We start from the raw sequence: 26257 nt of genomic DNA, 5'->3' as shown, positions 1-26257 counted from the left end.
TGCCATATTTAAAGCAATGCATCGCGGAAAACGGACTCCAGCGGTATAACAAAACCTTCGAATAACCCTACCGGAATCATGTCTGGGGCAGAATAGACCGTAGGTTTTCCATACTGACCGTTCTGAATCTGGAATACCAGGACTGTTTCATCCATGGGATGAACCACCCAATACTCTTGAACCCCTGAACTTTCATAAAGAGCAAGTTTTATTCCCAAATCTTTTTTAAACGTTGAAGGGGAGAGTATCTCTATAATCATGTCCGGTATACCTAAACACCCTCGCCCATCAATCTTTTGTGGATCACACACAACCGTTATATCTGGCTGAACCACTTTATCTATCATTGAATCTATCGTCTCGGACTCAACAAGCCGAACATCAAATGGCGCCATATAGGCTTTGCATTTCTTTCCTTTGAGCCAGTTAGCCAATAGTCGAAAGATTTCTCCCAAAATCTCCTGATGTTTTGGCGTAGGTGCCGGGGTCATATTATAGGGAACTCCGTTAATCAGTTCCCAGCGCTCGTCTTCCGGCCAGGTCAAGTAGTCTGTATAGCTATATAACAATGGCGACCCTTTTGGAGTAGACGGCATATCGACATCCCCTTTGGCTTTTCCATATTATAACACGAAACCAATAAAACTTTGAACCTTAAAAATAGGAACTCAGGCCTGGTTGCCAATTAATTGACTCTCCACATAATAAATAACCTCACAATCACAATGCCCGCCATTCTTTTTGAAAATCTCTATAATTTCATTTATTTTTCCTCGTTTGAACTGCATCTGTGTAAGTATCTGCTCACTCAGACGAAAGGTATGATCGCATACTAATCCTGAGAGTTTTTCATTCAGCTTATAGAAAAACATTCTATGATAAAGCAGACTTAATAGATCAAAGTCCTTGTTTAAACGAGCCTTCTCTTCATTAAATAGATTGTCATACTGAAGGTTTTGGGTTTTTAAGCCGGACACAAGTCTCTGGGTGACTTCTTCTCTGATTAATTTCCGGTCTTTTAAAACCACTTCTTCAGAGTCTGGTTTTTCTCTAAGTTCCCGTCGATTTTCTTTATTGGCTGTTCTTTTACCCTTCCCAGCGACATGAACACCAACTCCTTATACCAAAAGTTACTAATTTATATTACAGGTCAACTTCTCCGTCCTGAAGCATTAGCTATACCATTCCCCTTTTTCCATAGGTTCACCCATTGGGGATCGCAAAAGAGGATGATCATTGCCTAATCTATTCGGTTCAGATAGTGATCCATAATTTCTTTTGGAACTAGGCTCCCCCCGGTCCCCCAGACAATATGGCTGGCTTGGGACATTTTTTTCTCCAGATCAAACCGCTTCAGATATTCCAGTCCCGATTCGGTTTTTAACAACCTTGCCGGTCCGGGCATTCCGGCAAGTGCTGACGGCTCAAGCCGGAGGTTCTCGGTTTTACTTAAGGCCTGAAGCAATACGAATAACTCTTCGTCTTTAATGGTGCAGGCTCCGCTCAGCAAAGTTTCGATCGCTTTTCCTACGAAACCAGAGGGCCTGCCTACGGCTAAGCCATCAGCTTCTGTCCTATTATCCAAACCAATATCCTGAACCGATATTTGATCATGCAGACCCGTCGCAAGCCCTAAAAGCATACACGGAGAGTGAGTCGGCTCAGCGAAGAAACAATGAACATCTTGTTTAAATACTTGCTTCAGCCCATAAGTTACTCCTCCCGGCCCGCCTCCTACACCGCAGGGCAGATAAACAAAGAGCGGGTGATTAGAATCTACTGCTATCTTTAACTCAGCCAATTGATTTTTCAAACGATAAGCGGCCACAGCATAACCCAGGAACAGATCGCGGGAGTTCTCGTCATCGACAAAGTGGCAGCTGGGATCGTTTTCAGCCTGTCTTCTCCCCTCTTCGACCGCTTTGCTGTAATCTGAGGTGTATTCAATTACCTGGACTCCTTTGGAGCGTAGAAGTTCCTTTTTCCAGGCTTTCGCATCAGAGGACATGTGGACGGTGACACGAAAGCCGAGCTTCGCTCCAATCACACCGATACTTAAGCCAAGATTCCCTGTCGATCCGACCGCGATGGAGTAGCGGGAGAAGAATTCTCTAAACTTCGAAGAATTTAAGACAGCAGTCGTCATCGAGTTTGAGCAAACCATGAGCCAGAGCCAATCTTTCGGCATGCTTGAGGACTTCGTATATTCCGCCGCGAGCTTTGATCGAGCCGGAAATTGGGAGATGACTATCACATTTGAGCCACAGATGACCAGGAATTTCAATATTATAACGTTTACCAAGGTAACCTTGCATGTTCGGGATAGGAATAAGAGGGGATTCAATGAATCCCCCGGTACGTTGAGTTTCCGGGAAGGCTTGGGCGATATAGGGAGCGAATCGGATCAGCCTTGTCTCCGCTTCCTGGATCTCTGTCTCTTTGATGGGAACAGGGTTGTTTGATGGTTTGTACCCTGGATTTGTCCAGAAGACTTCTTGGGCAGAAACCAGATCCGCAAGTAAGGGATGTTTCAATTTCCATTCTTCAAGAGTTCTGCCCATAGAATTATTGTTCATTAGCATATGTACATTTATCCCCCTATAAGTTTTCTCAATAATTTAGTATTGGTAATCTGATCATAAGGTTTCTGAAGTTTTTCCCCAAATACGTTCATCTGGAATAGTATCCGGAAACTTAGCCCTTTTTCCCCCGCCCGAGAAAACTATGCAAAATCATGCCCAGAACGACTAGAAGCATTCCCGGGATAGACCAAAGCGTAGGATACGGTCCATGAAGGATTAGCAGTTCTCCGAGAAGAGCAAAAATCACTTCCCCGGACTGGGTTGCTTCCACAGCTGCAAGCTTGCGGACATTGCCCTTTGTCATATCCGTTGCCGAGAAAAAAAGGATCGTAGCTATGACACCGGAGGAAAGGGCAACAATCACCGATTGCAGCATCTGATTGCCACTCGGGAGTCCTACTTTCGCCACCCCGATAAGGGACAATATGAGCCAAAAAGGGAGACTGGCCAGGGTCATTCCAAGAACTCTTTGATAAGTGTCAAATCGTTCCCCGCAAGCAGCCATCATTTTACGATTACCCAAAGGATAAGCAAAGGCAGCCATTAACACGGGTAAAATTCCGAAGGTGATCTCTTTAGCCGTAAGAACCTGAGCCTGCTGCAGCTGAATCAGCGCAATTCCCAAGAGGATGATCAGGGAAACAGCCAGCCCTTTCACAGGTATAGATGAACGGACTATCTTCAATCCCGATTCGGTTTGGATTGCGGTATGAAAGAATGGAGCAAGCAGAGAACCGGCTACAATCGTAATCTGCCACATGCTTGCGACCAGCCAAGAGGGTCCATAATCTGCTGCGAAGCAAAGGGGTGCATAAAAAATCCCGAAGCCTACAGTACTCCAGACAAGCCAAATCATGGGTCTTTGACGCATATCTATTAAGAGCGGTTTTAGATTTCTTCTTGCCAAGACAAGAATAAGCAGAGGCGGGACCATGAAAACATATCTGAGAACTGCACTCCATATCCAGCTCCCGCCCGATAAATCCATAGCACGGTTTAAAACAAAAGTCACTGCAAAAAATAGTGACGCCAATATCCCAAGCATAATTGCCTTCAAGTATCTCCACCCCATCGATCTTTCTATCTCTTTATAGGATAACACAAGTTGCTTCATCGGTGAAAATCGTTGAAAACAGAGGGACAGGTACGGTGTTTTGAAGCACGTACCTGTCCCTCTGTTTTCACGACTATTACGGTCAAACTAATTTTGACTTTGTTTAAATGCTTGTTGCTTCTGATTCATTTCCGCTTGGGTCATAGTTTGGTTTTGCTGTTGGGCAGCGCTTGTAAATTGAGCTTGTTGTGCCTGACCTTGTTGACCGCTCTGACTGCCGGAATTTTGAGCGTTAAAGTTTTCAGCTTTTTGCTCACCTTGCCGGGCCTGCTGAGCTTGTTGTTCGAATTGTTGAGGAGTTTGTTGTGTTCCTTGAGAATTAGTTGTCTTATTCATTAAAGAAGCCTCCTAATTGTTTATTTCCAAAGCTTATTCTTGCCTAAACAGCTAACATTATGTTGGCAATAAAGCCCAAAAGTATTGTCAGCAAAAAAGACAGGTCTGTTGCTTTTTCAAAAACAACAGACCTGTCTTAAATGTTTCTCTTTACCAGGAACAGCTACAACTAACCATTCCCATGATTCTTACCTGAAACACCTCACCTGTCCCCCTGTTTCACGTTCTGATATCCAGATTTGCTCCAAGGAAAGGCTGAATCGATGTTTCCATGGCTTTAGTCTGTATCCCTTGAGATGCTATCAGGGAATCGCTTTGATTTTGGGCAGCATCCATAGCCATCTTCATAACGGCCAGACTCGCTTGTTCTTGAACTTTGTTTTGATTATGGACAATTGACAGTGCGGCAATATCCACATTCACTCCTCCTTAAAATTAGTGGGCATCAAGCCAGAAGGTTTTACTTTGTTCATCCAAAAAGATAACTTCTTGCCGGTATCTATGCAGTTTAGCGTTTATTTGTTCAATTTGCTTGCTGTTAAGTTTATAGTCTCTGGCAAATTCAGCAAGCTTTTTCATCATTTTAAGTTTTGCCTCGATTTGGTCTAAGGCATCCATTCGGCGTTGACTCCATTCTAATTTTGAATTCAAATAGTCTTCATTTTTCGGCATAAGCACCATACCTTATTTTACTAATTCCTCTGACCTATTACAATCCTTTATCTCCGCTTCTTCCTGGTCTTTTTACCAGTCACGATCGCAACCCGGAAACCTTTCCTGCTTTGCCGGACGGTAGCAGCCATAAAGCCGAAGAACATTAAGGACCATACTCCCAGGGTCACGATTATTCCCAGTAAAATCCGCCAGGATGCCGCCCACAGCAATGGCCTGCTCAAGAGATACAATCCGTAAATTATCCCTGACAGAAAACCCCCTTCAAAGGAAACCGGCGGAATTTCCCGGACAATTCTGACCAGCTCATCCGGCTGAAACAGGTAGATAAGACCCAGTGCTAAGAAGAGGATAAAAAACAAGTTAATGAGATACATAATTAAGGAAGCACCGGGGGAAATCCTTTGTTGCGGAGTGTCCGGATTATAGCGGCAGTTATTAATGGAATAAAAGAGCCCGATCGCGCTGGATCCCAAGGAAAGAAGCACCGCTCCAAAGGCCAGGGCAACTATGAGAGTCGGGGAAACGCCAATTGCTAACGCAGTACCGACTAATAGAGCCTCCATTAAGACTAGGGTTGGAAGAATTGCGGCCACTAATTTCCCCCATACCACCGGCCAGCCGGCAAGGGGAACACTGTTTAGGAGCCAGTCGGATTCTCCCTCCCGGCCGAAGGATTGCAACGCCATATTACCGCTGAACATAATGGTGTACATTATTAAAACGGTTATTAAGCTGCTATTGCTGGATTGCACCTTCAGAAACAGGTGTTGGCCAATAAAGAAAAGCATGATAATCAAAGGAACCATATAGCCAAACCATTCCCGGGTGTCACGTTTCATAGACAGTAAATCTTTCTTGGCTACTGCCCACATTCCCAGCCAAGGCGAAGCAGAACGGGCGGCTTCTTCCTTAAAGACTAAATAATTAGTCTCCTTTTGCCGATAGGCTTCTCCATTGACCGCAGCAACCCTCTTTTTGCGGCGTCTGCCGCCTTCTCCTTGGCTGAGGGAAATAAATCCGCGCCGGAAGCCCCGCTCGACCAGATTGAATGCCAGCACAAAAAGGAACACGCCCATACAGAGGATCAGCACGCTCCACCCGAGTCCTTCAAGAACGTTTCCTGAAATCCCCGCCACTAAAGCCCGTGCGCCCCATCCCCAGGGGAAGAAGTCCATTACGCTGAGCAATTGCTCCTGTCCTGCCAGCCACGCTCCGAGGTTGAATTCCTCTTCCCTATTGATCAGCATATTGGGGATCTGAAAAAGGATTGCAATTAAAATACCTGCTAAAGCACCGATAAAGCCAATCGCTTCTTTGCTCCGATGAGGGGGTACAATACGCATCACCAGCAGATTGATTAGTTCGGCTACGGCAGTTCCGCTTGCCCACAATCCTAAACCGACTAAGAGTACCAGACCATAAAATGAGGCTCCGGCTTGAAAGAGTAAGCCATAAAAAACTCCCGGCAGGAAGGCAAACAAAAGGGCTGTCAATAAGTTGCTTCCGATCACCGACAGGGACTTTACAGCAAAAACCACCTTGAGAGGTACGGGGGCCATGAAAAGCAGTTCCAGATCATCAGACATGTATAGGGTAGCAAAGGCCGCAGTAATGCCAAAGAAAATCTGACCGCCTAATCCAACCATAAATAACAAGGAGAGAAAACCCTGGACTGTTTGTGGAGGCATGGTCTGTAAAGCTCCATAGGCAAAATACCCCAAGGAACCGATCATGGCGCTTAACCCAATCAACACGACAACCATTCCGATTAACGCACCCACCGACCTATGTCGCATCTTGTTCCAGCTCACCCGCAGCTGGTTTTTTAGCAGCAACATAAAGTCTTGTCTGAAGGATTGCTCCGGCGGTGGGTCCATCAGAGGAGGTGGAAATAATAGTTTCATTCGTTATCCCTCCTCTAAGCTTCTGATGAGTTCCGCATTTTCGTTACCGCCCGTCAGCTCCAGGAAGATATCCTCCAAGCTTTCTCCGCCATGTCCGACCTTTTGACGCAGTTCATCCGGGCTGCCCTGCGCGATCAGTTGACCGTCTTTGAGGATAGCGACACGATGGCACATTCTTTCAGCGATCTCCAGAATATGAGTCGACACAAAAACGGCGACTCCCTGTCGGGCCATCTCCTGCAGGACATCTTTCAACAGCCGCGCACTGGCGGGGTCAAGACCGACGGTCGGTTCATCGAGAAGGATTACCTTGGGCTGATGGATCAAGGCCGACGCCAATACGACCTTTTGCCGCATACCGTGAGAATAGCCCTCCAATAACTCATCCGCCCGGTTCTGAAGCCCAAACATGGCTAAAAGCTGCTCCGCTCGTTCCTGCATGACATTTTTAGGTACCCGGTAAAGGGCGGAGACGAGATGTAAAAATTCTCTTGCCGAAAGTTTGCCATATAATTTCGGCTGATCAGGCACATAGGCCATCATTGCTTTGGCTTGAGTCGACTGCCGGCTAATATCGTAACCGCAAATATAAGCCTCTCCTTCACTGGGATCCAGCAGGCCGGTTAACATTTTGATGGTGGTTGTCTTACCGGCACCATTCGGTCCCAAAAAGCCGAAGATTTCTCCGCTCTTAACCTCCAGGTTTAGACCTTTGACAACGGACACAGGGCCATATCGTTTTGTTAACTGATGGGTTTTTATTAAGACATGTTCCATGAATAGCTCTCCTTTATTCTCACTTCATCCTTGGTTTAAAGATTCAGTGAGTTTTATCTTCGGACTAACTGATGCGAAGCTTCTGCGTTTAGTATCGTACATCTTAGTGAGGAATAATCACTGAAGCTGAATTTATTGCATTAAGAATTCGCCTTTGTCAGCAAGATTCCCTTTAATTAAGTTTTGAAAAAACAAATCAGCCAATGTTTCCCAATATTTAGTTGAATCTTACGTCTGATAGAATAAGAAAACCCGTGAACATGACCTTCATGTTCACGGGTGAAGTATATTTTCCTTGATTTAACCTTAAGACTTCTGCTTGCTACAAACCAATACCCGAGGCTACACCGGTAGCATAGAAGAGATATCTGCCAATGAACATACCCACGATCAGAACCCCGGAAGCCACATATAAAGTACCGGCTTTCCCGGCTAATCGTCCGCTTTGTGAGATCAGCATCAAGAATACGCCGCCCAGAACCAGGACCCAGCGAACTACAAAGGCTACTCCGTAAGCACCTGTCAGCAAAGCTGCACTCTGCTGAGCCGCGCCGGAGGCTGCGCCTAAGCTTGCCATGAAGCTGGGGACTAATGCCATCTGCACCAGCACGACTACGAGCATAATCAAGTCTAATCTGAACATTTTTTCCGTTTTATGTTCACATGTAGTCAGCAGAAAGACCACTGCCCCCAAGATGAGGGTCGCTGCATAAAAGTCCACCAGCGTGTTCCAGCTCTGCCAAGCCGAAAAGACCGTATTCATATAGACGATCGCCATGGAATTGACAGCTACCAATCCTACAAAACTAGTGACAACGCTCCATATCGCCTTAAGTTTGTCATTGATTTGGGCAGATCGTTCAAAATAGTAAGCAATGGCTACCAAGACAAAGAAACCGCCACTGAAGAAAATTTCCTGGCTTAAAGGTGAACTGAACAGTTTACTCAAACTGCTAAAAGCCATGAAGGGCTTTCCCAGGTGAAAGAGGGAGAAAATAATGCCGACCGTTGTTAAAATCAGTGCGGTTAAGGTCGTGGTTTTGGCATAGGGCACTTCCTGATTTCTGAGGCGTGAAATAGTGGACCACAAGAAGACCCCGACCGCTGCTTGTACAGTTAACGTGAAAATAATCAATGGCAAATCATGCATAGTTACGCCCTCCTTTCTATTTAATCGAGTCCTTATGAGGAGTAATGGTCACTGACGGGCCTGTAACACTGGAGGAAGGAAGTCCTTTAACATCGGCCAGAGCACCATATTTAGCTTTCAGCTCATCAATAGGACCGTAGTCCAAGGCTCTCATAAAGCAGGCTCCGACACAGGCAGGCTGTTTACCTTCTTCAAGCAGGTCGATGCAGAAATTACACTTACTCGAAGTTTTGTTGATTAATTGAGGAGCTCCATAAGGACAGGACCATACGCACATGCCACAGCCGATGCATTTCTCCTGGTCGACTAAGACAATGCCGTCTTCCTCTCGTTTATGCATAGCACCCGTCGGACAGTTGGCTGCACATTTTGGCCGCTCACAGTGATTGCAGGCCATGGACAACCAGTAAGCATAGACATTGCTGCGAATGACACCGTTTTGTTCCTCACTGCTGCCCCCTGTAAATTCATGAACTTCACGCCAGTATTCTCCGGCTTCTAAACCATTTTTATCTTTACAGGCAATTTGACAAGTAAAACAGCCTATACAGCTTTGTTGATCAATGTGAAATCCTAATTGTTTAGTCATTCAGGTCACCTCCTAAACGTTTTTCACTTTTTCGATTTGAACTAAATTGGTGTGCTGAGGATTACCCCAGGCTAATGGAGTATGCTTCCAGGTTGTTAAGGTGTTCATGCAGCCTCGGATGTCGACACCATTTTTGTCCGGCGTATACCAGGCACCCTGAGGAATACTGCAGACACCGGGGGTGATTCGGGGAGTTACTCTGGCTGGGATCATAACCGTTCCACGCTCATTGAAGATTTTCACCAGGTCTCCATTCTTAATGCCCCTTGCTTCGGCATCCTTGGTATGGATCCAGACTCTTTGCGCCTCTGCTTCTTCAAGCCAGGGAATATTATCAAAGGTGGAATGGACCCGGCGCTTGGAATGGTGACCGATACACTGTAAAGGATAGGTAGCCTTTAAGGGATCTTCCGGACCTTCCCAGGCAGGAATATATTTGGGAATCGCCGGAATTTCTTTAGGATTATTCATATCAAAGAGTTGTTTCGAGAATAGTTCAATCTTGCCGGAAGGAGTTTTCAGGGGGTTAGCCGCCGGGTCTTCTCTAAAGTCCTTATAAGCAACGACTTCCGTTGGTTTCGTCTTGTAAATTCCTTTAGCCTTAAACTCTTCATAACTTGGGAAGTCCTTGTGAGCTGCCTGAGCAGCGGCAACTGCGGCCTTAAGGAAATCTTCCTCTGTTTTCCCTTCGGTAAACTGATCCTTTAGACCAAATCGATCGGCTAGGTCAGTGAAAATATCATAAGGTGTACGACAATCATAGAGCGGTTCTACGAGTTTATGGCCGAAGACCGCCATGCCGACGCTTAGTGAACGGCTGCAGATATCTTCGGACTCGAACTGAGTGGTTCCGGGCAGGACAATATCACAGTACTGCATGCTCGAGGTCATAAAGGTATCCATACCGAGAATAAATTCACATTTACTGGTGTCTTTTAAGAGTTTAGCCGTTCGACCCGTATCTCCGTGCTGATTAATCAGAGCATTACCTGCATAATTGAAGATGAATTTAATATCAGTGCTTAATTTATCCGCTCCCTGTAAGCCGGCATTAGCCTTCGTGAATTCTTTTCCGCGTTCAATGGCATCTGTGAAGAGATAAAAGGAGATTTTAGTTTTCACAGGGTTTGTTCCTGTGGGAAATGATCCCATTTTGATGGCTGGACCACCTTCATACATTCCCGGATTTGATCCCGGAATTCCGACGTTGCCTGTCAACGGACCGAGCAATGCGACGGAGAGAGCCATGGTTTCTCCATAAGCATGCCGCTGCATTCCCCGTCCTTGGAGAATAAAGCAAGGTTTCGCTCCACCAATTTCTCTAGCCAGCTTGATAATTGTATCCGTAGGAATACCACAACGCTTAGACGCCCATTCAGGAGTTTTTGGTTCGCCATCGCTTTCTCCTAAGATATAGCTTTTGTAGGAATTTCCTGCAGGGACTCCTTCCGGCATGTGGGCTTCATCAAAGCCTACACAGTAGTTGTCCAGGAATTCCTGATCATGCAACCCTTCAGTAATCATGACATAAGCAAGAGCCGCCGCTAAAGCACTATCTGTGGTTGGGCGAATAGGAATCCATTGATCTGCAAAGGTAGATGCTGTATCCGTATGAACAGGATCGATGACGATAATTCTGGCCCCATTTTTCTTGGCTAATTTCAAATAATAAGATGAGTTTAAGCCGCCTACCCGGGTATTCGCCGGGTTATCTCCAAACATTACAATCAGCTTCGCCTTAAGGAATGTGGTGGGAGAACTTCCTCCGTAGGCTGCACCAAACATGTAAGGGACGGCATACATATAATTCGCTTGACTATAGTTTCCGTAAAAACTGAGAAATCCGCCAAGCATGTTGAATAATCTTGCAGCAGGTCCGCCGACATAGCTTTGATTGACAACACCGCCTGCTCCGGAAGCATAATTAAAATAGAGGGCCTCATTGCCATAAGTGCTAATAACTCGTTTTAGTTCAGAAGCGACGGTATCCAGCGCTTCATCCCAGGAAATTTTCTCAAACTTGCCTGATCCGCGCTCTCCAACGCGCTTCATAGGATATTTCAAGCGGTCTGGGCTATACAAACGCTGACGCTGTGAGCGGCCCTTGGGACAAGCGCGTGCCTGGGGATTCTCCCATGTGTCATCTCCCACATTGTCGGTGCTAAAACTTAGGACCACTCCATCTTTTACCCAACCCTTAAGCTGACAGCGACCGCCGCAGTTATGCCAGCACATTGATGGCAATTCTTTGGCACCCTCATGTCGTTTTCCGGCCTGAGCAAGTGCAGGTTCCGAACCTCCGCCTTGACCGGAAGGCATACATCCAACCAAGGAGATGGAGCTTCCCACTGCAGCGCTCCATTTCAAAAAGGAGCGGCGGCTAACTGTGAAGTCTTTCTTCATTCCCATTTTTCAACCTCCATTTGCAATCTTCTATAGGAAAATTCTGATTAGGCTCTTGGATTACAAGCCTATCGAATTTTCTTTCTTTGTTAAGCAGTCTTTTCTCAACTAGTTTTATATCTCATTTCTTGAGTCTCTTAACTTTGTAAAACCAGTCCGCTGTAAATCCTTAAAAACTTTTTTATGACGTTTTCAAACGTTCAAAGTCCCATTGTATATAAGCTGAAGCGAGACGTGCCAATCCACCAAAATAATCTGTACGGGCATTACTTATAACATCTTGAGTAAATTCAAAGGCCCATTTTACTAAGTGCTCACTTAAAAATTCGATTTGGTCGTCCATCAGAAGTTTTGCTTCCTCATAGTGCTTAAGCTCAAGGGCTTTATACTGACGACCAATCAGCTCAGCCATAAATTCTAACTCCGCCCCGAAATGATCATCAGGTTCAATGTTTTTCTTAGCAACTTCTAAACCATGACGCCGGTAAAATTCCCTCACTTCCAGAGTAATGGCGTCAAAGGTGAGTTTTTCTTCAGACCGATAAACAGATTCCCAGGGCGGCGCTTTAAGTTTATGAGGTCCAACAAACAACGTATTAAAATCATCGTTAAGCTCCGTTAGGACTTCATTTTTGTTGCTTTCTGTAATATTCGCAGCCCACTGACATAGCTGGTCTAAGCCTTGCCGAAAAACCTCAGCGTCTAATTCTAATGGAAAAGATTCAAAAAGCTTTTCCTCCAGAATGATATCGACTTGGTCAATGCTTGGAGGAGTAAGGAAGACCGAGCCCAATATGGAGTAGATTAACTCCCGAACTTCTAAGAGGCTTAGTTCTTCATTGTTATCAATCATCAATTAAGTCATCCTCCATAGTCCTATTTGTGATTGTTTTCACCAACTCAAGTAGGTTAGTTGTTTATAAGAGCTTAACTCTTAACTATAATTCATGGATTGGTAAAATGAGCTGTTATTGTTATCACTAATACTATCATACCTAATAGTTCTTGGTAATTGAATAGAAAGCCTTTGTATAAAGCTACAAACAATTAAGTGATTTTTTGTATCGCTGCTGACAATTAACACTAAAAGGAATAAATAAGGTCTGACTGTTAAAAAATACTAATGTTAGCGACAAATTGTTATAAGGAGATCAACATGCCGGAACAGATGGATCATCTTGACACTAAGCATTTGACGGAACTAATAGACTGGGCTAAAAACAAAACCAATCAGCATAAGCATCTCTTTCTCGTCGAGAGCCTTGCCCCTCTTGTCTTGAGGTTTAAACCATCTGTGCTCCTAAATGTATCCTTAGAGAATGAAACAGCCTGGAAGGAATTCAAAGGATTATTTACCCAACCAAAAGCCCTGCAGATCAAGACTATCCGTAAACTAAACGGACGGCTGCAAGTGATTTTTTATCAAAAAGAGCTGCTTGATTCTGTATTGCGGCAAAAGCCAATTCAAGAATTTCTAAAAACCTTAAGCTATCCTAAGCAATATTCCCTAAACGCCTATCTGAGTTTTCTAAAGCATAGAATAACATCTCTGGCATTCCCTCATGAGGTCGGAGTTTTCTTAGGCTATCCATTGAAGGATGTCTTGGGTTTCATGGGACTTCTGCCCCTTCCCTATAAGAGAACTCAAGGCTGGCGGATTTATGGAGAGGAAACTCCGTCTAATGAAATCTATGAAAAGTACAGGCAAGCTCGAAGTATGATGAGAAAATTAGCCGGTGATATTGATTAACCATTGAAAGCGAGAGATGATTATGAATTATAAATGCCCTTACTGCAATACTGTTCATTCTGGGATTGAGTGGGACTCAGCCACCTTAAAGGAATTGGGCATGAACAAAATCAATGACTTTAGTGACAATGATATTGAATCCATCGAGATGAGCATCCCCGGATATCATTACATCTGCCCGAGTTGCGGAGCAGAGACAGCTATTAGTGACATTAAGGAAATGTAATCAGAGGAAGAGGAAAAATAATTACCGGACCAGAGACCAAGTATCGTTGATATTGACTTTGCAGCACCCTTGAGGGTAAGGCAAAGGTCTTATTTTTATTTGTATAAGTTTCTGGAAAAATTACGCGCTGGAGCATATCCTCTGGCAAATTCTACATCACCAGAGCGGATTAAGGTTATTACGTCCCAAAGCTGGTGTCTAGGACTAATTTTTTTTATTAGTTTTTTTAAAAAGTCCTTGACATCTATAATAATTATAATATAATAATAAATGTAAACAAACACAAGCGCTAACCCAAAATAAATAAGAAATTGAGATAGGAGATGTTTTTAATGAAGAAATTTGTTTGTGCTATCTGCGGGTACATCTATGAAGGAAATGAGGCTCCCGATCAGTGCCCACAATGTAAGGCAGCGAAGGATAAGTTCTCAGAAAAAGTCGAAGGAGTTCTGGAGTGGGCTGATGAACATAAAGTAGGAATCGCCCAAGGAGTTGATCCGGAAGTCCTTGAAGGATTGAGAGCTAATTTCACCGGTGAGTGTACAGAAATCGGTATGTATCTGGCAATGAGCCGCCAAGCGGATCGGGAAGGTTATCCTGAAGTCGCTGAAGCTTACAAACGAATTGCCTGGGAAGAAGCAGAACATGCTGCCAAATTTGCTGAACTTCTAGGCGAAGTCGTTTGTGCAGATACTAAGAAGAACCTGCAACTGCGGGTAGATGCAGAATTTGGTGCGACTCAAGGTAAGAAAGACCTTGCCACATTAGCCAAAAAGCTGAATTTGGATGCGATACATGATACCGTTCACGAAATGTGTAAAGATGAAGCCCGTCACGGTAAAGCCTTCAAAGGATTGCTTGACCGTTACTTCAAATAATAGCGAAACAGAGGGACAGGTTCGTTGTTTCATAGACGACGAACCTGTCCTTTCCCATAGGAACATAATGTGAACCATAGGTAATTTAGCGAGGCAGACAGCAGATTAAGCTGTCTGCCTTTGCTATTGCTCGCATACTTTCCCGGCTTCTTTTCTGTTTTGGAATTCGTTGAAATGCGATATAAGAATATAACAGCTACTGTCAATAAAAATCAAAGAGTATGAGGATGATTCAAAACAATAGATTATACGGATAATGAGTATAATACTCATTTAGCAAAATCAGAACTTTATAAAAGACAGAGTATTGAGCGGAAGAACTATTTCTCTCTGCTTTTGTTCAAAATAATTCTTTCCTCCGTAACGAAACAATCGTTTTCGGGATATATAAGTAGAACCGATTGAAAGGAGGCGAGCTAGTGAGTGACCGCATTGAAGAAATATACAAAGAACACGCCCGAAGCGTGTACAAGTTCTTGCTCTCCCTGTCTCACGATGCGGATACGGCGGAAGAACTGACTCAGGAAACTTTCTATCGCGCCGTCTATTCTATCGACAAATATGATGGCATCTGTAAAATATCGGTTTGGCTCTGTCAGATTGCTAAGCACGTCTGGTATCAAGAATTGCGGAAACGAAACCGGCAGACCGCGCAAGAACTGACTGAAGATATACCCGACTCGTCAACGCCCGAACAATCTGCTCTGCTGGCCCGTGATAAGTTATCCTTATATAAGGCAATCCACACCTTGAGCGAACCGATGAGAGAAGTTGTCCATATGAGGCTTTCCGGCGAGTTCTCCTTTTCGGAAATCGGGGAAGTCCTTGGCAAAAGCGAAAACTGGGCGCGGACAACTTTTTATAGGGCAAAGCAAAAAATAATGGGGGTGTTGTCATGCTGAAATGCTATATCGTCAAAGACTTATTGCCGGGTTATGTCGACGGACTGCTCGGCGAAGAAACGACAGCGGAGGTCGAACAGCATTTGAAGGAATGTGACGACTGCCGCTCAGACTACGAAAAGATGAAATCCCCTGTCCAGACACCACTGCCGCCAACAACAGATAAAGAGGTGGACTTTTTGAAGAAAGTTAGGTGCAAGGCGTGGTGCATCGCTGTCTGTCTTTTTGTCATCGGTGTATTGATTGGCATCGCTGGCATTTACATTGGGGAAACCGATGACGCGCCCGGCGCTGCGCTAATTGGTATCCTGCTGATGATAAGCTTGATGGTGCTTGGCGTGAGAGCCGCTTGGCGCAGACGCTGATGGCAAAGGAATTAATTCGTTATCCCTCCTCTAAGCTTCTGATGATTTCCGTATTTTCAGTGACATTAAGGAAGTGTAACATGAGAGATGCCTTTAGCTTAATGTGACTGTAGATATACGAAAACTGGAGTTCCCTATCGCCGGGGATACTCCGGTTTTTGATATTTTCATGCGAAAAATCCAGATTTAGCATAGCATTTTACTAGCAGCGTAAGGTATAGTAAGTATAGAAGTAATATTCTTCACAATTAAACGTAAGAGGAGGAAGCGATTTGGATTCTGGAAAAGTTATTAACATGGTTCCTAAATTTAAAATGAGTAAAGGCCTCATCACGTTTGGCCTTGTTGCACTGATTCTTCTTATTGTAACGCTGAATGCATTTGTCATTATTAATGCAGGCCAAAGAGGAATCGTTCTTCAATTAGGAGCAGTCCGTCCGGTTGTATTAACTGAAGGTCTTCATTTTAAGATCCCTTTCATTCAAGACGTGGTACATGTTGATGTACGAGTTCAAAAGTCTCAATCCGATCAAACGGCCGCTTCGAAGGACCTGCAAATCGTCACCACAACAGTCGCTGTTAACTTTCACCTTGAGCCAAATCAAGTAAATAAGCTTTATCAGAATGTAGGGTTAGCCTATGGAGAACGAATTGTTGATCCCGCCATTGGAGAAGCGGTAAAAGCCATAACTGCCCAATACACTGCTGAAGAGTTGATCTCCAAGCGTTCCGAGGTTAGTGCTAAAATTAAAGAAACTCTCGCCTTAAAATTAGCTACCTATTATATGATTCTTGATGAAATTAACATTACTGAATTCAAATTTAGTGAGGAATTCAACAATGCGATTGAGCAAAAACAAATTGCTGAGCAGCAAGCTCTAAAGGCTAATCTAGATCTTCAAAGAATTGAAATCGAAGCTAAGCAAAAAATTGAACAGGCAAAAGCTGAAGCAGAATCTCTTCGACTCCAAAAACAAGAAGTGACTACAGAACTTGTTAAACTCAGAGAAATTGAAGCACAGATTAAAGCCATTGAAAAATGGGATGGCAAACTCCCGAATGTTACCGGAGGCGCTGTTCCGTTTGTCGATGTCAATAGCGCTCAATAAAACCCTTAAACATACTAAAACCCCAAAAGTGATCCTACGTGTTATCACTTTTGGGGTTTTAAATTTTTTCCTAACGTGAGACTCCCATTTCTGCAAGTGGGAGTGCCGGCTCGATACTCTCCAGCGGAGAGTTCGTCGAAGCCGCGATGTTCGGCTTAGCTAAACGAATTCACTCTTACTGCCATAATATACAGGAATCGCAGTGAGATTGATCTTCTATGTACTGCACTATCCGAAGCCCGTCTACGTATACTGTAATTAAAACTATTAAAGCTATTCCCGGCAAACAGCCACAGGCTGATGCAGCTCTTTGAAGAATACGGAGATCAACTGTTACTTCCGGCGATAACGACAGCAGGTCAAATTCGTCGGCGCAGACGAATTTGACCTGCTGCCAGGCCCTTCTCCTGCTGGGGATTCCAGAAGATGAGCGGGAGAAATTTTCCATCTTAATTGTCACTGGACGAACAGAGATGTCTTTAGTTTTTTAGTTTTTGTAATGACAATGATGTTTCTCTATATCCTTGGTCTTTTGGAGCAACACCCATGTTCTCGTCCTCCTCAATGGCTTGAGGGCGTTTCTATTTCTCAAATAAATAAGCGATCAATCGTCAACTTTTCAATAAATATCGATCAAAGCACGGTGAATTAAAAGACACAATTTCATGTTTGAAACAAGGGGACAGGTTCATTGTTCCCCTGTTTCTCCTCCTCCTGTTTCCTTTCTTATTAAGTCCACTATTTCTGCTATCTTGTCTCTATCCTTAAACCCATCGATTTCTACACCGCTGCTGATATCTACTCCAAACGGCTTAACGGTTCTGATTGCCTGCAAGATATTAAGGCTATTGAGTCCGCCTGCCAGGAAAAAAGGGGTTCTGACTTCGTTGATAACCTTCCAATCGAAGGTCTCCCCTGTTCCGCCGGCACCCTTGTCAGAATAGGAATCCAGCAGGAGATAATTGCAGTTCAATGTCTCCGCTGCCTCAATGGTTTCCCTGGAACGCACCCGGACAGCCTTGATGACAGGTTTGCCAAGCTTCTCTTGAAGCCGTTCAATATAGGCCTGATTTTCATGCCCATGAAGTTGAATGACATCTATAATACCCTTTGCACAAATGTCGTCAATCTGCTCGATACTCTCATCGACAAATACACCCACGGTCTGAATTCTTTTACTAAGACGCTCTCTAAGTTTAAGTGCAGCCTGGGGGGTGATCCGCCGTTTGCTGTCTGCAAACACAAAGCCGACGTAGTCCGGATAAGCGTCATTAACCGCGTCGATATCACACTCTCTAGTCAGACCGCAAATCTTTATTTTGGTCATACGCCCCCCTGTTTGCCCTTTAAATTCTTCATAAATGCAGCTTTGTCTGCTTTTCTCATAAAGGCTTCCCCAATCAATACCCCATCAACCTTGCTTTGTCTCAATCGTTCAATATCATCTGGTTCCCGGATACCGCTTTCAGAAATAAGCAGAATGTTTTCCGGCACCAAATGGCGCAGGGAAGTGGTCGTATTCAAGTCGACCTCAAAGGTTTTCAAATTTCGGTTATTGATCCCAATCAGCCTTGCGCCGGCTTTCAGCGCAAATTTAATTTCCTCCTCCGTATGAGTCTCTACCAGCGCCGAAAGCCCCAGACTTTCAGCAATCCCGATATATTCCCTCAGTGTGTCTGCATCCAGCAAAGTGCAAATGAGCAATACCGCATCCGCACCTATGACTTTTGCCTCGTAAATCTGATAGCTGTCAACAATAAAGTCCTTACGCAGAACAGGAATGCTTACCCGAGCCTTTATTTCACTCAAATAGCTGTCCCTGCCGAGAAAAAATTTCGGTTCCGTCAGTACGGAAATAGCACTCGCACCGGCTTGTTCATAGTCCTGAGCAATTTCTACATAAGGAAAGGTTTCAGCAATAATACCCTTCGAAGGAGAGGCCTTTTTCACCTCGCAGATAAAAGCCATCCCCTCATTTGCCAACGCCTTTTCGAATGCGAAAGGCTGTTGGGTCTTAATCGCCAGTGCTTCATTTTTGAGTTCATCAAAAGATTTTACTTGTTTTAAAGCGTCAACTCTGTCTTTCGTATAGTGTGCTATCTGGTCTAATATCATGACCTTACCTCATTTGACAGGGCGATGAACCTTTCCAGTTGCGCCTTGGCTTTTCCGCTATCAATGATTTCTGCGGCTAATTTTACGCAGTCGCGAAGAGTTGTGTGACTATAGAACATATATAGACACACAGCCGAATTCAGTAAGACAATATCTCGTTTCGGCCCCTTCTCTCCATTCAGGATATCCAGGGCGATCTGAGCATTTTCCTCAGGGTTTCCCCCCACCAAATCCTCCGGTCTGCACTTTTGGAACCCTAGCTGCTCGGGATCAAGAAAGAAGCTGTTCAGCCTGCCTTCAAAAACTTCGCAAACCGTGGTCGTACTGCACAGCGTGACCTCGTCCAGTCCATCATGCCCATGCACCACCATAGCGCGTTTAACCCCTAAATTCAAAAGGACTCTGGCCAGAGGTTCCACCAAATTTTCGTCATAGACGCCGAGCAGCTGAGTATTCGCTCCAGCCGGATTCGCCAGGGGACCCAGGATATTGAAAATCGTACGTATAGCCAATTCACGTCTTACCGGCGCGGCATACTTCATCGAAGCGTGGTAGGTCGGCGCAAACATGAAGCACAGGCCGATCTTACGCAGTATTTGTTCACTTTGGGCCGCGTTAATATCGATTTTGACCCCTAAAGATTCTAAAAGATCAGCGCTTCCGCATTTGCTGGAGACGGACCTGCCTCCATGCTTGGCTACCGGTACACCCGCTGCAGACACAACTAAAGAGCTGACAGTTGAAATATTAAAGGTATGTGCTTCGTCTCCGCCTGTGCCCACAATGTCCAGCACATCCATCCCCGGATTGAGCTTAGTGCACTTCTCGCGCATGACCATAGCACAGGCTGTTATTTCCTCAATGCTTTCTCCTTTCATTCTCATGGCTGTCAGAAAGGAGCCAATCTGGGCATTGCTGGCCTCACCATTCATAATTTGTTCCATGACAGCTTTCGTTGTCTCCAGATCCAAATCCTGACCATTAACGATCTTATAAATCGCCTTAGCAATCATTTCCTTTCACCTCCAGGCCAAGAAAGTTGGTTATGATTTGTTTTCCTTTCGGTGTAAGTATGGATTCCGGATGAAACTGAACCCCATACACCTCATAATCCCGGTGCTTAACCCCCATGATCTCACCGTTTTGATCCTCTGCTATCACCAGAAGCTCATCGGGAATGCCTTGTTTTTCCGCAATAAGCGAGTGATATCTGGCCGCTTCAATGATCGGCGGCAGCCCCCTGAAAATCTCATTACCGTTCGCAATATGGATACTGCTTTTTTTGCCATGCATCATGGTTTTGGCATGGACTATCTTAGCGCCAAAGGCTTCACATATCGCTTGATGCCCAAGACAAACACCCAAGATGGGCGTTGTTTCTTTCAGCTTCAGAATAACCTCTTCACACACTCCGGCATTGATAGGGAAGCCCGGTCCGGGTGAAATAACAATATGACTGGGATTCAGCGCTTTGATTTCTGCAGCGCTTAGCTCATCATTGCGCACCACTTTAATATCGTCATTAATTTCTCCGATAAACTGATACAGATTATAGGAAAAGCTGTCATAGTTGTCGATCAGTAAAACCATTAGTCCATCACCTCCTGGGAAAGCTTCAAAGCACGTATGACTGCCATAGCTTTATTTTCACACTCCAGATATTCATTTTCAGGAATACTGTCAGCGACGATGCCCGCCCCTGCCTGAACATAAACCTTATCCCCTTTTTTTACGGCCATTCGAATGGCAATGCAAGTATCCATATTCCCGGAAAAATCGATATAACCTACCGCCCCGCCGTAAATCCCTCTGCGCACCGGCTCCAGCTCATCAATGATTTCACAAGCCCGGATCTTCGGTGCTCCTGAAAGAGTACCTGCCGGCAGCACGGACATAATTGAGTCCATGGCATCTTTATCCTCTTTTATCTCACTGTTTACCTCCGAAGCAATGTGCATCACATGAGAGAAACGCAGGATTTTGAGATAATCACTCACCTTAACGCTGCCAAACTTGCTGATCCTGCCCAAGTCATTTCTCCCCAGATCCACCAGCATGTTGTGTTCACTGAGTTCCTTTTCATCCTCGATTAATTCCTGCTCAATCAGCTTATCCTCCGCGTCCGTTGTTCCCCTCGGCCTGGTCCCGGCCAGCGGAAAGGTCGATAATCTGCCATTCTGAAGTTTTACCAGGGTTTCAGGGGACGTCCCGGCAATCTCTACATTATTCGTCTTGATAAAGAACATATAGGGCGATGGATTGGTGGTCCTCAAAACCCGATAGGTGTCCATCAAACTGCCTTCCATTTTAGCCGTAAAACGTCTCGATAAAACGACTTGGAAAACATCACCATTGTAGATATACTCCTTCGCCTTTCTGACCATTGCTTCGAACGTGTTTTTTGGGATATCCGGCTGAATATCAGACTTTAAGACCGGTTTGCTCTCTGGTTCCGGGAAATTTTGCTTAATTAGCTTAGTAATACTGTCAATTTCAAAGCTCGCCTTTCGATAGCCTTCTTCAAGAGCATCCGTTTTGACATTGATGATAATAATGATCTTTTGTTTTAAGTGATCATAAGCGATTACCTTGTCAAAAAGCATGAGCTCCATATCATTGAAATTGTCTTCATCTGGAATTTTAGACTGGAGGGTCTTTTCAAAGTATTTAATGAAATCATAAGCAAAATAACCGACAAAACCTCCCGTGAATGGGGGGAGAGAATCAAACTGGGGTGTTTTATACTGGGATAAAATATCACGAACGACCGTTGTCGGATCTTGTCCCTCAAGCTTGATGATGGTTCCATTATTTATTTCCACCCGATTATCTTTACAAGTCACCTGAGTGACCGGATCAAACCCTAAAAAAGAGTACCTGCCCCAAACCTCACCGCCCTCCACGCTTTCCAGAAGATAGTATCGGTGGCTGATGGTATTGATCGCTTTCAGTAAAGCGATCGGGGTTTTTACATCGGCGTAAATTTCCCGACTGACAGGTAAAATTGAGTATCCTTGGGCTAGTTTCTTGGCTTCATCCAGGGTTGGTCTTAACATATGATTCACTCCTTTCTTTTTCATTCATGGTCGAGTATCTGTAGGGTATACATTCTCTTAATACAAAAAACACCCGCCCATTGACAATTATTGTCAAGGACGAGTGTTTCCTCACTCGCGGTACCACCTTGCTTTGCGGCATTCAAAATGCCCGCACATCTCTTTAAGAATACTAACATATTCCTCACAAGCTAACGTCTGTGTTACGTCGCAGGATACTCCGGAAAAAACTCCGTTTCATTGCGCCCTCTGCGGTCCATTTGCTCTACTGCGTTCTGCGGGGTTCTCAGCCTCCCCCGCTCTCTGTAAGTGCACTTTACAGCGTTATCTCCGCTTCAATGGTTTAAATTCCTTTATTAAGTTTAAAGTGGTTAAATAAAAAAGCTTTTGTCCCCTTAAAGGGACAAAAGCTTTTAAACTTCTGCGCTGCCACCCTGATTGACGATAATAAATCGCCCACTCATTTTGCATACCATCATATGCACCCCTCTGATAACGGTCGGGGTTCCCGTCAGCGTCTACTCCTGCATCACAGTTTCAAGCTGCCCTCACAAGCCCATTCGGAAAAATCTGTGCTGCTGCACTCCCACCACCGGCAGCTCTCTGGTTACACCCAATTTTTCGTACTTCTCTTGTTCAAAGGTTTCGTGTTTTTGTTATTGTATATTGTTACTTCAGATCTGTCAATAGACTACTGCAATTAATGTTACTAAGGGCATAACGGAAAAAATGTATCTCGGTCAGATATATATTCGGCAAAATCCGGAAAGTACCATTAGATTGGGCCCTTGATTGAGTGTATCAATCATTTAGTCGTTTAACGTCTTCTTCCGTCATACCCGTTGCTTTAGCCACCATCGAAATCTCCATCCCAAAGTTCAAGAGATTCTTCGCAACTTCCGCTCTTCCCTATGATTATTTGGCAGATTGCTGCCGCATTGCGGAAAACACCATCAGGTCATGATTTCAGTTTTCTTCGGCAGTGAGTACTTTTTTATTCGCTGATTTATTCCTTAACTCATAAAAGAGGAATATAGTCGTAATTGTCACAGCCAGAACATCCGCGATAGGAGCCGTAATCCAGGCACCATCAATCCCCATATATTTAGGCAATATTAACAAGAGCGGAATAAAGATGATCACTTGTCTGGAAAGACTTAAGATCGTCGATTGAACAGGTTTACCAACTGCTTGAAAATAGTTGGCTCCAACAATCTGATAACCTACGATCGGAAGAACCACAAAGAACATCGACATCGCATGAACCGTTAATTCGGTTAGGGCTGTATCCCCCTCGCTAAAGAGTCCCACGATAGGGATCGCAAAAACCCGGATTATAACAAATCCTATGGTTGCAATGGAAAAGCCGGCGATGATTGCCTTCTTTAATGTTTCACGCACTCGGTCATGCCGCTGAGCACCGTAATTAAAACCAATCAGAGGCTGAGCACCCTGACTAATTCCCACCACAGGCATTAAGAGAAGCATTGCCACACTCATAATAATTCCCACCGCAGAAAGTGCCAAATCTCCCCCATAAGTCAAGAGAGTTTTGTTCATGATCGTTTGCTGAACAGTGTTAGCAATCTGCATTGCAAAGGGTGCAAAGCCAATGGTAACTATCTTGGTAACAATCGGAACATAGATTTTAAAATTCTTCAGTTTAATTTTTATCTTGCTGCGGCCAGAAAGGAAGTAACCAAGCACACAACATGCCGACACCGTTTGTCCAATGATTGTGGCCAGGGCTGAACCCTTAATACCCCAACCAAAATTGAAAATAAAAACATAGTTCAAGATTATATTGACCACTGCACCAACAATTTGGGTAAACATGGCATAGCGGGGATTCCCCTCAGCCCGGATAAAGTTATTGATTCCAAAAGCAATCGCCATGGCGGCTGAGCCTAACATGATGATACCAACATAATCCCGGGCATAAGGAAGAACTTCCAGACTCGCTCCAAATAGCTTTAAGAACGGATCAGCAAAAAGAAAATAGATCCCGGAAAGAAGTAACGGTAATACTATTAAGAGGAGAGTGGCATTACCCGCTATTTTTTCTACCTCTTCGTGTTTCTGCTCACCAAGACGAATCGAGATTAAAGCTGTCGCGCCAATCCCAATGAGCATGGCCACTGCGGCTAAAAGTGTCATAATCGGGAGGCCTACCGTCACTGCGGCTATAGCAATAGAGCCCACACCCCTGCCCACAAAGATTCGACTAATGATATTATAGAATGCATTCACTAACATACCGATTATTGCAGGAATGGAAAATTCCCAGAGAAGCTTACCAATATTTCCACTGCGCAAATCCAGTTTCTCATTCATATAAACACTTCTTTCTCTCTCTATCGTTCTCTGTAAATATAGTTCTCTCTATATCGTTCTCTCTACAATTTTTTCATTAAATCCACGACATACTCTAAGTTGTTTTGAAATTTCTGGATTTCATCCGAACTAAACTTGTGCAAGGATTCATTCATCCTTTGCGCAAAATAATTCATGACCCGCTCCATCTCTTTTTTGCCATTATCGCTGAGTGAGATCAGAGATTTTCTTCGATCTGCAGGGTCAGTTAATCGGGTTATATATCCCTTCTCTTCCAGAAGATCTATAAGAGTGGTTAAACTCCCTTTTTCAATATCACTTAATTTACTAATCTCTGTTATTGTTAGTTTGTCATGCAAATAAAGAATATTTAAGATCTTCTTATGATTCTTTTTTAAAGAGGAGTCACACTTCGACTCTTGCCGAAAACCTATGAATACCTTCTCATAAAATAAGCCTACGAAGGAAAATAATAAACAATGAATTTGTTTCGCTTTGTTGAAATCCATCTTAAAACCTCCGATTCAATCAAACTAATAAAAATTAATTAGAATTCTAACAGTAAGAATACTGAATTATTTTATACGATTACCCAAACTGAATCAAGAGTAATCGCCTAAGATTTTACTCGAAACTGATTCCTATATTTACCAGACACTCTTGCTGAATTGTGTTTGTTCCGCCTAAGTTTGAATTAATTCTATTTATGGAGTTATTCATTGCGGCTAAGAACACAGTATACATGATTATTCATCCAACTTTCCTATTCTTTGGTATTGAACAACTGTCTTGATAGGATTATTATTGAATTATAGGTACTTAATAGAGTTTTGGAGGCAATAGTTATGACTGATATTACCATTAACCAGGTAGACAAGGCTGGAGTACTGCCCACTGATAAACAACTCGGTTTTGGGAACATTTTTACAGACCATATGTTTGTCATGGACTATGAAGCAGGCAAAGGGTGGCATTCCCCACGCATAGTTCCTTATGGCGAGTTTCAATTCGTCCCTGCAACCATCGTATTTCATTATGGACAAGCAATCTTTGAAGGAATGAAAGCCTTTAGAGCAGCAAACAACCAAATTGCCGTGTTTAGAACAAAGCATTATCTAAATCGCTTCAATCGCTCCGCAGGTCATCTTTGCATACCCCCTGTTGATGTTGAGGAAGTCCAGGCCGGCTTATTTAAATTATTGGAATTAGAAAAACACTGGGTCCCCGACACCCCGGGTACATCTCTTTATATAAGACCATTTATTATTTCTACCGATGGTTACATTGGGGTTAGAGTATCTAATACCTATAAGTTATTTATTATTCTCTCCCCTGTCGGAGCCTACTATGAGACTGGCTTTAATCCGGTCAGCATTAAAGTAGAAGATAAATATGTTCGGGCTACTAAAGGAGGTCTGGGTCAGGCCAAAACTCCGGCCAATTATGCCATGAGTCTCCCTGCTCAGGCCGAAGCCCATACAGAAGGTTTTGGCCAAGTATTATGGTTGGATGCAGTCCACCGAAAGTACATTGAAGAAGTGGGCACCATGAATATCTTCTTTAAAATCAAAGGTGAGATTGTCACACCGGAGCTCAACGGCAGTATCTTAGGAGGCATCACTCGTCAAACTGTCCTGGAATTAGCTCGAAATTGGGGCTTAAAGACAAGTGAACGTCAGATTTCTATCGAAGAGATATATGAAGCACATGCCAAAGGAGAACTCGAAGAGGTATTTGGTTCCGGTACTGCCGCTGTCATATCCCCTGTCGGTGAGCTTTCCTGGAAAGGGCAAAGAATTATAGTCAACAATAACCAGACGGGGGAATTCGCCCAAAAGCTGTTTGACTTTGTGACAGGCGTTCAGTACGGCAGCGTTCCTGATGAGTTCGGCTGGATGGACAACGTCAGCAATTAGAACCTCACCAAAGTATTTTCGTTATAAGGAAAAAGGCTTAGGAAGACACAGACCGTTCCTAAGCCTTTTCGTATGG

The 26257-nt window shown here is 44.1% G+C and carries 26 protein-coding genes, 2 pseudogenes and 1 other annotated feature; of the genes and pseudogenes, 8 read left to right on the top strand and 20 right to left on the bottom strand.

Annotated features, from left to right (window positions below; all coding sequences use genetic code 11):
- Positions 1-8: 8 nt before the first annotated feature.
- From DESYODRAFT_RS06895 to DESYODRAFT_RS06835, 13 genes and pseudogenes are all read right to left on the bottom strand, one after another.
- On the bottom strand, positions 9-596 hold the full coding sequence (locus tag DESYODRAFT_RS06895; protein WP_007781153.1) for a Uma2 family endonuclease: 588 nt from the start codon (positions 594-596) through the stop codon (positions 9-11).
- A 72-nt stretch (positions 597-668) separates the two neighbouring features.
- Complete coding sequence (locus tag DESYODRAFT_RS06890; protein ID WP_007781150.1) at positions 669-1028, bottom strand: DUF2695 domain-containing protein; 360 nt, start codon at positions 1026-1028, stop codon at positions 669-671.
- A 212-nt stretch (positions 1029-1240) separates the two neighbouring features.
- Positions 1241-2576: pseudogene (dsdA, locus tag DESYODRAFT_RS06885) on the bottom strand (D-serine ammonia-lyase).
- A 118-nt stretch (positions 2577-2694) separates the two neighbouring features.
- Positions 2695-3627 (bottom strand): DMT family transporter, encoded by a 933-nt coding sequence (locus tag DESYODRAFT_RS06880; protein WP_007781144.1) that lies wholly within the window; start codon positions 3625-3627, stop codon positions 2695-2697.
- 156 nt (positions 3628-3783) lie between these two features.
- Entirely contained in the window at positions 3784-4032 is a 249-nt protein-coding gene (locus tag DESYODRAFT_RS06875; protein WP_007781140.1) for a hypothetical protein, read from the bottom strand.
- A 219-nt stretch (positions 4033-4251) separates the two neighbouring features.
- On the bottom strand, positions 4252-4449 hold the full coding sequence (locus tag DESYODRAFT_RS06870; protein ID WP_007781137.1) for a YjfB family protein: 198 nt from the start codon (positions 4447-4449) through the stop codon (positions 4252-4254).
- An 18-nt stretch (positions 4450-4467) separates the two neighbouring features.
- Positions 4468-4704: a hypothetical protein gene (locus tag DESYODRAFT_RS06865; protein WP_007781134.1), complete on the bottom strand. Its 237-nt coding sequence runs from the start codon at positions 4702-4704 to the stop codon at positions 4468-4470.
- A 47-nt stretch (positions 4705-4751) separates the two neighbouring features.
- The gene (locus DESYODRAFT_RS06860; RefSeq protein ID WP_007781132.1) at positions 4752-6611 is read right to left on the bottom strand and encodes a putative ABC transporter permease subunit; all 1860 of its coding nucleotides are present in this window, start codon (positions 6609-6611) and stop codon (positions 4752-4754) included.
- A gap of 3 nt (positions 6612-6614) precedes the next feature.
- The gene (locus DESYODRAFT_RS06855; protein WP_007781128.1) at positions 6615-7388 is read right to left on the bottom strand and encodes an ABC transporter ATP-binding protein; all 774 of its coding nucleotides are present in this window, start codon (positions 7386-7388) and stop codon (positions 6615-6617) included.
- Between the two features lie 322 nt (positions 7389-7710).
- The gene (locus DESYODRAFT_RS06850) at positions 7711-8538 is read right to left on the bottom strand and encodes a dimethyl sulfoxide reductase anchor subunit family protein (protein ID WP_007781126.1); all 828 of its coding nucleotides are present in this window, start codon (positions 8536-8538) and stop codon (positions 7711-7713) included.
- A 16-nt stretch (positions 8539-8554) separates the two neighbouring features.
- Entirely contained in the window at positions 8555-9127 is a 573-nt protein-coding gene (locus tag DESYODRAFT_RS06845) for a DMSO/selenate family reductase complex B subunit (protein ID WP_007781124.1), read from the bottom strand.
- Between the two features lie 12 nt (positions 9128-9139).
- Entirely contained in the window at positions 9140-11536 is a 2397-nt protein-coding gene (locus tag DESYODRAFT_RS06840; RefSeq protein ID WP_007781121.1) for a DMSO/selenate family reductase complex A subunit, read from the bottom strand.
- 175 nt (positions 11537-11711) lie between these two features.
- Positions 11712-12383 carry a TorD/DmsD family molecular chaperone gene (locus DESYODRAFT_RS06835; protein ID WP_007781119.1) on the bottom strand — a complete coding sequence of 224 codons (672 nt, stop codon included), beginning with the start codon at positions 12381-12383 and terminating at the stop codon, positions 11712-11714.
- 303 nt (positions 12384-12686) lie between these two features.
- On the opposite strand from DESYODRAFT_RS06835, the gene DESYODRAFT_RS06830 reads away from it, so the two are divergent.
- The 7 genes and pseudogenes from DESYODRAFT_RS06830 to DESYODRAFT_RS27080 all read left to right on the top strand — a co-directional run.
- A complete protein-coding gene (locus DESYODRAFT_RS06830; RefSeq protein ID WP_007781117.1) occupies positions 12687-13280 on the top strand; it encodes a DUF3793 family protein in 594 nt (197 codons plus the stop codon).
- Positions 13281-13302: 22 nt separating this feature from the next.
- Entirely contained in the window at positions 13303-13506 is a 204-nt protein-coding gene (locus DESYODRAFT_RS06825; protein WP_007781115.1) for a hypothetical protein, read from the top strand.
- 332 nt (positions 13507-13838) lie between these two features.
- Positions 13839-14384 carry an NADH peroxidase gene (locus DESYODRAFT_RS06820; RefSeq protein ID WP_007781113.1) on the top strand — a complete coding sequence of 182 codons (546 nt, stop codon included), beginning with the start codon at positions 13839-13841 and terminating at the stop codon, positions 14382-14384.
- Positions 14385-14803: 419 nt separating this feature from the next.
- Complete coding sequence (locus DESYODRAFT_RS06815; protein ID WP_007781110.1) at positions 14804-15286, top strand: RNA polymerase sigma factor; 483 nt, start codon at positions 14804-14806, stop codon at positions 15284-15286.
- Positions 15280-15651 (top strand): zf-HC2 domain-containing protein, encoded by a 372-nt coding sequence (locus DESYODRAFT_RS26535; protein WP_007781107.1) that lies wholly within the window; start codon positions 15280-15282, stop codon positions 15649-15651. The genes DESYODRAFT_RS06815 and DESYODRAFT_RS26535 overlap by 7 nt, the downstream gene beginning before the upstream one ends.
- A 272-nt stretch (positions 15652-15923) precedes the next feature.
- Positions 15924-16760, top strand: coding sequence for a prohibitin family protein (locus DESYODRAFT_RS06805; protein WP_007781099.1), 837 nt, complete (start codon positions 15924-15926; stop codon positions 16758-16760).
- A 271-nt stretch (positions 16761-17031) separates the two neighbouring features.
- A pseudogene (locus DESYODRAFT_RS27080) lies at positions 17032-17203 on the top strand (DUF3102 domain-containing protein); the annotation flags it as partial.
- A gap of 245 nt (positions 17204-17448) precedes the next feature.
- Here the strand turns inward: DESYODRAFT_RS27080 and DESYODRAFT_RS06800 are convergent.
- The 7 genes from DESYODRAFT_RS06800 to DESYODRAFT_RS06770 form a co-directional block, all read right to left on the bottom strand.
- Entirely contained in the window at positions 17449-18087 is a 639-nt protein-coding gene (locus DESYODRAFT_RS06800; RefSeq protein WP_007781097.1) for a phosphoribosylanthranilate isomerase, read from the bottom strand.
- Positions 18084-18875, bottom strand: a complete 792-nt coding sequence (gene trpC / locus DESYODRAFT_RS06795; protein WP_007781096.1) for an indole-3-glycerol phosphate synthase TrpC — start codon at positions 18873-18875, stop codon at positions 18084-18086. Before trpC ends, DESYODRAFT_RS06800 begins: the two co-directional genes overlap by 4 nt.
- A complete protein-coding gene (trpD, locus tag DESYODRAFT_RS06790; RefSeq protein WP_007781094.1) occupies positions 18872-19888 on the bottom strand; it encodes an anthranilate phosphoribosyltransferase in 1017 nt (338 codons plus the stop codon). The genes trpC and trpD overlap by 4 nt, the downstream gene beginning before the upstream one ends.
- A complete protein-coding gene (locus tag DESYODRAFT_RS06785) occupies positions 19878-20465 on the bottom strand; it encodes an anthranilate synthase component II (RefSeq protein ID WP_007781092.1) in 588 nt (195 codons plus the stop codon). The genes trpD and DESYODRAFT_RS06785 overlap by 11 nt, the downstream gene beginning before the upstream one ends.
- Positions 20465-21931: an anthranilate synthase component I gene (gene trpE, locus DESYODRAFT_RS06780; RefSeq protein ID WP_007781090.1), complete on the bottom strand. Its 1467-nt coding sequence runs from the start codon at positions 21929-21931 to the stop codon at positions 20465-20467. The genes DESYODRAFT_RS06785 and trpE overlap by 1 nt, the downstream gene beginning before the upstream one ends.
- A gap of 396 nt (positions 21932-22327) precedes the next feature.
- Positions 22328-22580 (bottom strand) — a binding site (T-box leader).
- Between the two features lie 317 nt (positions 22581-22897).
- Positions 22898-24265, bottom strand: coding sequence for an MATE family efflux transporter (locus tag DESYODRAFT_RS06775; protein WP_007781088.1), 1368 nt, complete (start codon positions 24263-24265; stop codon positions 22898-22900).
- Between the two features lie 62 nt (positions 24266-24327).
- Positions 24328-24774 carry a MarR family winged helix-turn-helix transcriptional regulator gene (locus DESYODRAFT_RS06770; protein ID WP_007781085.1) on the bottom strand — a complete coding sequence of 149 codons (447 nt, stop codon included), beginning with the start codon at positions 24772-24774 and terminating at the stop codon, positions 24328-24330.
- Between the two features lie 336 nt (positions 24775-25110).
- Here DESYODRAFT_RS06770 and DESYODRAFT_RS06765 point away from each other — a divergent pair, with 336 nt between their 5' ends.
- The gene (locus tag DESYODRAFT_RS06765) at positions 25111-26181 is read left to right on the top strand and encodes a branched-chain amino acid aminotransferase (protein WP_007781083.1); all 1071 of its coding nucleotides are present in this window, start codon (positions 25111-25113) and stop codon (positions 26179-26181) included.
- The last annotated feature ends 76 nt before the right edge of the window (positions 26182-26257 follow it).

Origin of the sequence: Desulfosporosinus youngiae DSM 17734, from assembly GCF_000244895.1 — a bacterium.
In the GTDB taxonomy this organism is placed as follows: Bacteria; Bacillota; Desulfitobacteriia; order Desulfitobacteriales; family Desulfitobacteriaceae; genus Desulfosporosinus; species Desulfosporosinus youngiae.
This window is presented reverse-complemented; position numbering and strand designations above follow the sequence as displayed.

Bases quoted from the DNA above. Each gene is read 5' to 3' on its own strand.
- DESYODRAFT_RS06765 (WP_007781083.1), top strand. From the start codon at position 25,111: ATGACTGATATTACCATTAACCAGGTAGACAAGGCTGGAGTACTGCCC.
- trpC (WP_007781096.1), bottom strand. From the start codon at position 18,875: ATGATATTAGACCAGATAGCACACTATACGAAAGACAGAGTTGACGCT.
- DESYODRAFT_RS06800 (WP_007781097.1), bottom strand. From the start codon at position 18,087: ATGACCAAAATAAAGATTTGCGGTCTGACTAGAGAGTGTGATATCGAC.
- DESYODRAFT_RS06855 (WP_007781128.1), bottom strand. From the start codon at position 7,388: ATGGAACATGTCTTAATAAAAACCCATCAGTTAACAAAACGATATGGC.
- DESYODRAFT_RS06825 (WP_007781115.1), top strand. From the start codon at position 13,303: ATGAATTATAAATGCCCTTACTGCAATACTGTTCATTCTGGGATTGAG.
- DESYODRAFT_RS06860 (WP_007781132.1), bottom strand. From the start codon at position 6,611: ATGAAACTATTATTTCCACCTCCTCTGATGGACCCACCGCCGGAGCAA.
- DESYODRAFT_RS06865 (WP_007781134.1), bottom strand. From the start codon at position 4,704: ATGCCGAAAAATGAAGACTATTTGAATTCAAAATTAGAATGGAGTCAA.
- DESYODRAFT_RS06845 (WP_007781124.1), bottom strand. From the start codon at position 9,127: ATGACTAAACAATTAGGATTTCACATTGATCAACAAAGCTGTATAGGC.
- trpD (WP_007781094.1), bottom strand. From the start codon at position 19,888: ATGATTGCTAAGGCGATTTATAAGATCGTTAATGGTCAGGATTTGGAT.
- DESYODRAFT_RS06850 (WP_007781126.1), bottom strand. From the start codon at position 8,538: ATGCATGATTTGCCATTGATTATTTTCACGTTAACTGTACAAGCAGCG.
- DESYODRAFT_RS26535 (WP_007781107.1), top strand. From the start codon at position 15,280: ATGCTGAAATGCTATATCGTCAAAGACTTATTGCCGGGTTATGTCGAC.
- DESYODRAFT_RS06840 (WP_007781121.1), bottom strand. From the start codon at position 11,536: ATGGGAATGAAGAAAGACTTCACAGTTAGCCGCCGCTCCTTTTTGAAA.
- DESYODRAFT_RS06835 (WP_007781119.1), bottom strand. From the start codon at position 12,383: ATGATTGATAACAATGAAGAACTAAGCCTCTTAGAAGTTCGGGAGTTA.
- DESYODRAFT_RS06875 (WP_007781140.1), bottom strand. From the start codon at position 4,032: ATGAATAAGACAACTAATTCTCAAGGAACACAACAAACTCCTCAACAA.
- DESYODRAFT_RS06895 (WP_007781153.1), bottom strand. From the start codon at position 596: ATGCCGTCTACTCCAAAAGGGTCGCCATTGTTATATAGCTATACAGAC.
- DESYODRAFT_RS06880 (WP_007781144.1), bottom strand. From the start codon at position 3,627: ATGCTTGGGATATTGGCGTCACTATTTTTTGCAGTGACTTTTGTTTTA.
- DESYODRAFT_RS06785 (WP_007781092.1), bottom strand. From the start codon at position 20,465: ATGGTTTTACTGATCGACAACTATGACAGCTTTTCCTATAATCTGTAT.
- DESYODRAFT_RS06830 (WP_007781117.1), top strand. From the start codon at position 12,687: ATGCCGGAACAGATGGATCATCTTGACACTAAGCATTTGACGGAACTA.
- DESYODRAFT_RS06770 (WP_007781085.1), bottom strand. From the start codon at position 24,774: ATGGATTTCAACAAAGCGAAACAAATTCATTGTTTATTATTTTCCTTC.
- DESYODRAFT_RS06775 (WP_007781088.1), bottom strand. From the start codon at position 24,265: ATGAATGAGAAACTGGATTTGCGCAGTGGAAATATTGGTAAGCTTCTC.
- trpE (WP_007781090.1), bottom strand. From the start codon at position 21,931: ATGTTAAGACCAACCCTGGATGAAGCCAAGAAACTAGCCCAAGGATAC.
- DESYODRAFT_RS06820 (WP_007781113.1), top strand. From the start codon at position 13,839: ATGAAGAAATTTGTTTGTGCTATCTGCGGGTACATCTATGAAGGAAAT.